The following is a 6,188-nucleotide window of genomic DNA, read 5'->3' on the forward strand; positions in this document are numbered from 1 at the left end:
TCATGAGCCCTGCAGTCCGCTCCGACTGCGGGGCTTTTGCTGTTTGAGATGTGTGCAGGGGGTAAACAAGAGCAAATTTGGTTAGATGCTCAGATCATGGGATGCCTGAAACCAGACGATGATTCCCAGAATCCTAATTCGGCGTTTGTCCAGCACGATATCCGGTTCCGCTGTGCGATATGAGTGGGATGAGAGCATCACGGTGTTCGTACCGGTGCTATAACGACGTATGACGATTCTTGAATTATCGGCCAAAGCGAGGACGGAGCATCCGTTCCAGGGTTTCAGGTTTGGATCCACGAGGAGAAGGGATCCAATCGGGTAGCATTTGGACATGGCGGACGTGTCCATTTGAACAAAGAAGCACCCGCGATGTTTCTTGAATACGGATGAGGGAAGCGCGGTTATTCCGGTTTGTTTAAGTCCCGTTCTGCCTCCATTCTTCAAGATTTTAAATACATCGCAAAGGGAATCAGTAGTAACTTCTTTGGATTCCCCCTTCCGCCCCTCGTGGTCGAGCTTTGCGGCAAGCCCTGCGGTTTCAGATGTGAGGTCGTCGAGCTGCAGGTTAAATTTCGATACTATCTTGAGCAACGTTGAGCGGCGGATTGTATAGCGGTCCTTTTCCCAGCGGCATACCGTTTCTTTGGAGACGCCGATGAGTGTCGCGAATTCCTCCTGTGTCAGCTGGTCGCGCTTGCGAAGCGCCTTTATGTTTTGACCCGTTCCCATGTTATGAAGTGCGGACGAGGGGGAGGCAGAGGCAGTTGGGGCCGCCAAAGCCGTTTGTCAGCTCAAAGATAGAGATGGGAATAAGGTCAATACCGGCCTGCTCCAGCGCTTTGTTGGTTTCGGCGTTTTCTTCGTATACGCAGACCTTGCCTGGCTCCAAACAAAGGGTGCTTGTGGCATTGTTGGTCCTTTCGACCTCTGCTGCTCCGGGATTTGAGCCACCGCAAAGGATAAATTGCAACGAACTTGAACCTAGGGCTAATCGCAACGCTTCTTTCAGTCCGCCTGCGACATGACACGCACGGGTTGTCCCTTCCGATCTGCCCCGCGTAATGCGGTAGACTCGCGCTTGGTCGAGAAGCTCCCGAGCAACGAGGAATGTCTCGTAGTCAACGCGAGTGAAATATGTGTCGAGATGAATGCAGAGGTCATCGTAGGGGACCTGAATGGCCCATACGGACTCAATAGTCGAGTTCTCATCCCACAGCAAGTTATTTGCTAAAGTGTCTATCGCCGCCGGCTCGGTTCGTTGCGAGATTCCAACGGCTATGTTTTCGCTGTTGAGGTTGTGCAGGTCGCCGCCTTCAATGTGGTAAGTCGATTCATGCTTGAAGAACTGAGGGGTCTCGCGGAAATCTGGGTGATAGGTAAAAATCGTTTTGTAGGCGATAACCTCACGGTTGCGCTCTGGCCAGTACATGTGGTTGAGCGTAACGCCTTCGCCGATGACGCTCGCCGGATCGCGTGTGAACCACATGGTGTTAAGGGGGCTTACGAGAAGATCGTCAGGTGAGTATGCGTCTGCCGTCAGTTTCGTGAGGCTGAACACCTCTTTATCTGTGTTGAAGACCTGGGAGTAGCGGATGCCGTTGACTGCTGCTTGAGCAAGGGCGCGGGAGCCTTCGATGCGCTCGAGATACTCGCGAATGGCAGACTCGAGCTCAATGCCCCGCGCGCCGCATTCTGAAATGTAGCTATCGATAAAAGAGCGACGCGCTTGCTCTGTCGCATCAAGGGCTTCGGTAAGAAGGTTTTCAAGATAGAGAATCTCTACCCCTTCGTGCTCGAGCATCGCCGAGTAAGCATGATGCTCCCTAAGGGCTTTATCAAGATCGAATGAGCTGCTAGACGGACGCAACGTAAAGACCCGATTGAACTGCCCGTCGGGGTAGTTGCGCGTTTCGGGGCCGGGACAGTGCAGAAGCAGCTTTTTTAGCTTTCCTATTTCATTTTGAACATGCAATGCGGACATGTGACCTCGCTTTGGCGATGAGTATTTATTGCTTCCATAGTGGCACATTACGAGTTCGATTCAATTTACATCATATCTGTCACAGGTGAATGGCACGAACCGGCTTAGTAATTGATGTTAAACATCAATCTAGAAAGCAAATTAACAAATTACGTCAATCTAAAGTCCGTTTACGGGTCGATGTGCTTCGCTGACGGTCGATGGAGCGGAAGGGTGTTTTGCGCGATGACACAATGGCTTTGCCGGCAACGAAAAACCCCTGAATTAAGGAGGAGAGATGGCAGAGACAGAAAAGAAGCGCACTCTTCGAGTCCCGCACGTGTACACCATCATTCTCGTCTTGATGGCCGTATTTGCCGTTCTGACCTGGGTCGTGCCTTCGGGCTCGTTTGAGCGCCAGGAGGTTAACGGTCGCGAGGTAACGGTCTCGGGCACCTATGAGCCTGTCGATAAGGTCTATACGGACGAGGACGGCAACGAGGTCGATCTTCGCCAAGGCATCTTCGAAGTACTTGAGGCCCCTGCGATCGGCATCCAGCAAGCGGTCGAGGTCGTTGCATTCATTATGATCGTGGGAGGTTCCTTCCAGGTCATCACGGCGACCGGAGCCATCACGAGTGGCGTCGCCCGAGTGGTGAAGAAGTTCAAGAGCAAGGACGTCCTCATCATTCCGATCCTAATGGTGCTTTTTGCCTTGGGCGGCAGCACCTTTGGTATGGCAGAGGAGACGCTTCCGTTCTTTGCGATTCTTATGCCGATCATGATGGCCATGGGCTTCGACTCAATTACAGCGTTCATGACGGTGTTTGTGGGTGCCCGTATCGGATACATCGCATCTACCGTTAACCCGTTCAACGTCCTGATTTCCCAGGGCATCCTCGGTATCCAGGGCAACCCCCAGCTTTGGTTGCGTACTATCGCCCTTGTCGTGCTCACTGCAGTTGCCATCGCATGGGTTGTGATGTATGCCCTCAAGGTTAAGAAGAATCCCGAGGCATCCCCAGCTTTCCACGATGATATCGAGAAGCGCAAAGAGTTTGGCGCGGACGAGAATCTCCTCGATAGCGAGTTCACCGCTAGGCAAAAAGCCGTCATGGTTATTTTCGTGCTTGGACTTGGCGCTATCATTTGGGGTCTGGTAACCCAGGGCTGGTACATGAACGAGATCTCTGCGATTTTCTTGGCCATGGCTCTTCTTTCGGGTGTTGTTTCCGGGATGAATGAGAAGGAGATCGCTGGCGAGTTCGTTAAGGGAATTGCAGACTTCGCGTTCTCTGCCATCGTTGTTGGCCTCGCCCGCGGAATCCTCGTAATCGCCAATGACGGCCTCATCATCGATACGATTCTCAACACGCTCGCCACGGCTCTCTCTGGAGTTCCGCCCGTTATCTTCACGAGCATCCTCTATGTCGTGGATAACCTTCTGTCGATCCTCGTTCCGAGCTCCTCGGGCATCGCTGCTCTTACGATTCCCATTTTCGGCCCGCTTGTTGAGCTGATGGGCTTAAACCCCGAGGCCGCAGTTACTGGTCTTTCCATGGGTAGCGCGGCCATGTCTCTCATTTCGCCAACAAGCGCGATGCTCGTTGCCGGTCTTGGCGTCTGCAAGATTCCGCTAGGCCAGTGGTGGAAGGTCGCTTGGAAATTCTTCCTGGTCGTAAGCGTTATCTGCATGGCATTCACTGCGGTTTCGGGTCTTATCCCCCTGCCGTAAATGCAAAACCCCACATACAAGTTGTGAGAAAGAAGGATAGAGATGAACAAAGGACTGAACGTTCATAGCGAGATTGGCGCCCTCAAGAAGGTGTGCGTCCATCGCCCCGGTATGGATCTTGTAAACATGAAGGCGGAGGATTTCGACCGCGTTTGGATTCACGACGCGTTCTATTTGGACTATGCCCAGAAAGAGCACGATCAGTTTACCGACCTTCTTCGCGGCGCTGGTGCCGAGGTTGTCTATATGGAAGAGCTGCTCGCTGAGACGTTTGACAAAGTCGAGGGCACTCGCGCAGAGTTCATGACGAAGTTCATGGGGGAGTCCGGCATCTCCAACGCGGCCCTTCGCCAGGCCGTTGTCGAGAAGCTCGATTCCATCAAGGACAACAAGGAATTTGTCCTCACGGCTATGGGCGGACTGTATGTGCGCGACCTCGAGATCCCGCATGTCGGCGGCTCTCTTGCCAGCTTGGACGGCGATGAGCTGAAGGGCGACGATATGGTCCTCTTCCCCATGCCCGCCTCGTATTTCTCCCGTGACCCTCTGGCTGTCGTGGGCAAGGGCGCTACCATGAACCGCATGTACTGGAATCAGCGCAATCGCGAAGTAATCTTCTACGAAACGGTGCTGCGTAACCATCCTGATTACGCCGGTAGCCCCATTTGGTATGACCACAACAGCGAGTGGCATATCGAGGGCGGCGATATCCTCAACATCAACGCCAAGACGCTCGCCATCGGTATTTCCGAGCGCACCCAGACTGCAGCCATCGATGAGCTCGCCAAGAATATGTTCTGGGGTTCCGATGAGGCCGAGATCGAGAACATCTATGCCATCAAGATTCCGCACGGCTATGCCTACATGCACCTCGACACCGTCTGCACGCAGGTCGATCGCGATAAGTTCACGGTCTATCCCGGCATCTACCAGACGCTTCGTGCCTACCGCCTGACCAGGGGCGATTCGGAGGGGGAGGTGCATATCGAGGAGCTCGAGGGCACCCTGCAACATATTCTCGAGCTTGCGACGGGTATGGACCACATCACCATGATTGAGTGCGGTGGTGGCGATCCGATCGAGGCTTCTCGTGAGCAGTGGAACGATGGTTCCAACACTCTTGCGGTCGCACCGGGCAAGGTCTGCGTGTATGAGCGCAACGTTGTCACCAACGATGCTCTTTACAAGGCCGGCGTCGAGCTGCTCGTCGCCCCCTCTGAGGAGCTTTCTCGCGGTCGCGGCGGCCCGCGCTGCATGACCATGCCGTTCTGGCGTGAGGAAATCTAGTCAGCGTTAGCGTATCTGGGCGGCGCGTGTGCGTCTGCGCCGCCCATCCCTCCTTGTGTGTTCCAACAACCGAAAGGACTCAAATCATGGCTCTTAATCTTTCTGGTCGAAGCGTTCTTACCCTGCTTGACTTTACGTCCGAGGAAATCGAGTACATGCTCGACCTCTCAAAGAACTTCAAGGATATGAAGCGCGCCGGTTATCCACACCGCTTTCTCGAGGGCAAGAACATTGTCCTGCTGTTTGAGAAGACCTCCACGCGCACGCGCTGTGCCTTCGAGGTCGGCGGTATGGACCTGGGTATGGGCGTGACCTACCTCGACCCCGGCTCGTCGCAGATGGGCAAGAAAGAGTCCATCGAGGATACCGCCCGCGTGCTCGGTCGCATGTATGACGGTATTGAGTATCGCGGCTCCGACCAGTCGATCGTCGAGGAGCTTGCCGCCAAGGCTGGCGTTCCCGTCTGGAACGGTCTGACCAACGAGTACCATCCCACCCAGGCCCTTGCCGACATTCTCACCATGCGTGAGGAGTTCGGCGACACGCGCGGCATGAAGCTCACTTACATGGGCAAGGAGCAGGGCAACGTCAGCGACTCCCTGATGGTTATCTGCGCCAAGCTCGGCATTAACTTCTGCTCCTGCGGACCCAAGGGCGATGTCGAGGGCGCCACGCACTTCGATCCCGAGCTTCTTGAGCGCTGCCAGGAGATCGCCGCTCAGAATGGCTGTACGATCCAGCTCACTGAGGATATCGACGAGGGCGTCAAGGATGCAGACGTGATCTATACGGACGTTTGGGTCGGTATGGGCCAGGCTGAGGAGCTGTGGAAGAGCCGAATCGATCTTCTCTCTCCCTATCGAGTAACGCCCGAGGTCATGGCCAAGGCAAACCCCGGCGCCATCTTTATGCACTGCCTGCCGAGCTTCCACGATACGCAGACCACCATCGGCGCCGAGATTGCCGAGAAGTTCGGCGTGACCGAGATGGAGGTTTCCGACGAGGTCTTTGAGAGCGCGCAGTCTCGTGTGTTCCAGGAGGCCGAGAACCGCATGCATACCATTAAGGCCATGATGTACGCGACGCTTCGCTAGTAGCTGGGAAGTGAACGAACACTATGAGTAAACCGTACGGTAAGCCCGATCGTATTGTCGTCGCCCTTGGCGGCAACGCCCTCGGCAACAACCCCGTCGAGCAGATCGA

The 6,188-nt window shown here is 54.8% G+C and carries 5 protein-coding genes; 3 read left to right on the top strand and 2 right to left on the bottom strand.

The window, feature by feature from the left end:
- Nucleotides 1-81: 81 nt before the first annotated feature.
- Both DXB98_RS09825 and DXB98_RS09830 read right to left on the bottom strand, forming a co-directional pair.
- Nucleotides 82-732, bottom strand: coding sequence for a LexA family transcriptional regulator (locus DXB98_RS09825; protein WP_117743991.1), 651 nt, complete (start codon nt 730-732; stop codon nt 82-84).
- Between the two features lies 1 nt (nt 733).
- Nucleotides 734-1,984 (bottom strand): arginine deiminase family protein, encoded by a 1,251-nt coding sequence (locus DXB98_RS09830; RefSeq protein WP_158553196.1) that lies wholly within the window; start codon nt 1,982-1,984, stop codon nt 734-736.
- A gap of 277 nt (nt 1,985-2,261) precedes the next feature.
- On the opposite strand from DXB98_RS09830, the gene DXB98_RS09835 reads away from it, so the two are divergent.
- The 3 genes from DXB98_RS09835 to argF all read left to right on the top strand — a co-directional run bounded on the left by DXB98_RS09835 (nt 2,262) and on the right by argF (nt 6,079).
- Nucleotides 2,262-3,698, top strand: a complete 1,437-nt coding sequence (locus DXB98_RS09835; RefSeq protein WP_199407177.1) for a YfcC family protein — start codon at nt 2,262-2,264, stop codon at nt 3,696-3,698.
- Between the two features lie 42 nt (nt 3,699-3,740).
- On the top strand, nt 3,741-4,985 hold the full coding sequence (locus DXB98_RS09840) for an arginine deiminase family protein (protein ID WP_117743993.1): 1,245 nt from the start codon (nt 3,741-3,743) through the stop codon (nt 4,983-4,985).
- 86 nt (nt 4,986-5,071) lie between these two features.
- Entirely contained in the window at nt 5,072-6,079 is a 1,008-nt protein-coding gene (argF, locus tag DXB98_RS09845; protein WP_117584179.1) for an ornithine carbamoyltransferase, read from the top strand.
- Nucleotides 6,080-6,188 lie beyond the last annotated feature (109 nt).

This window comes from Collinsella sp. OM07-12 (genome assembly GCF_003438275.1).
Classification (GTDB): Bacteria; Actinomycetota; Coriobacteriia; order Coriobacteriales; family Coriobacteriaceae; genus Collinsella.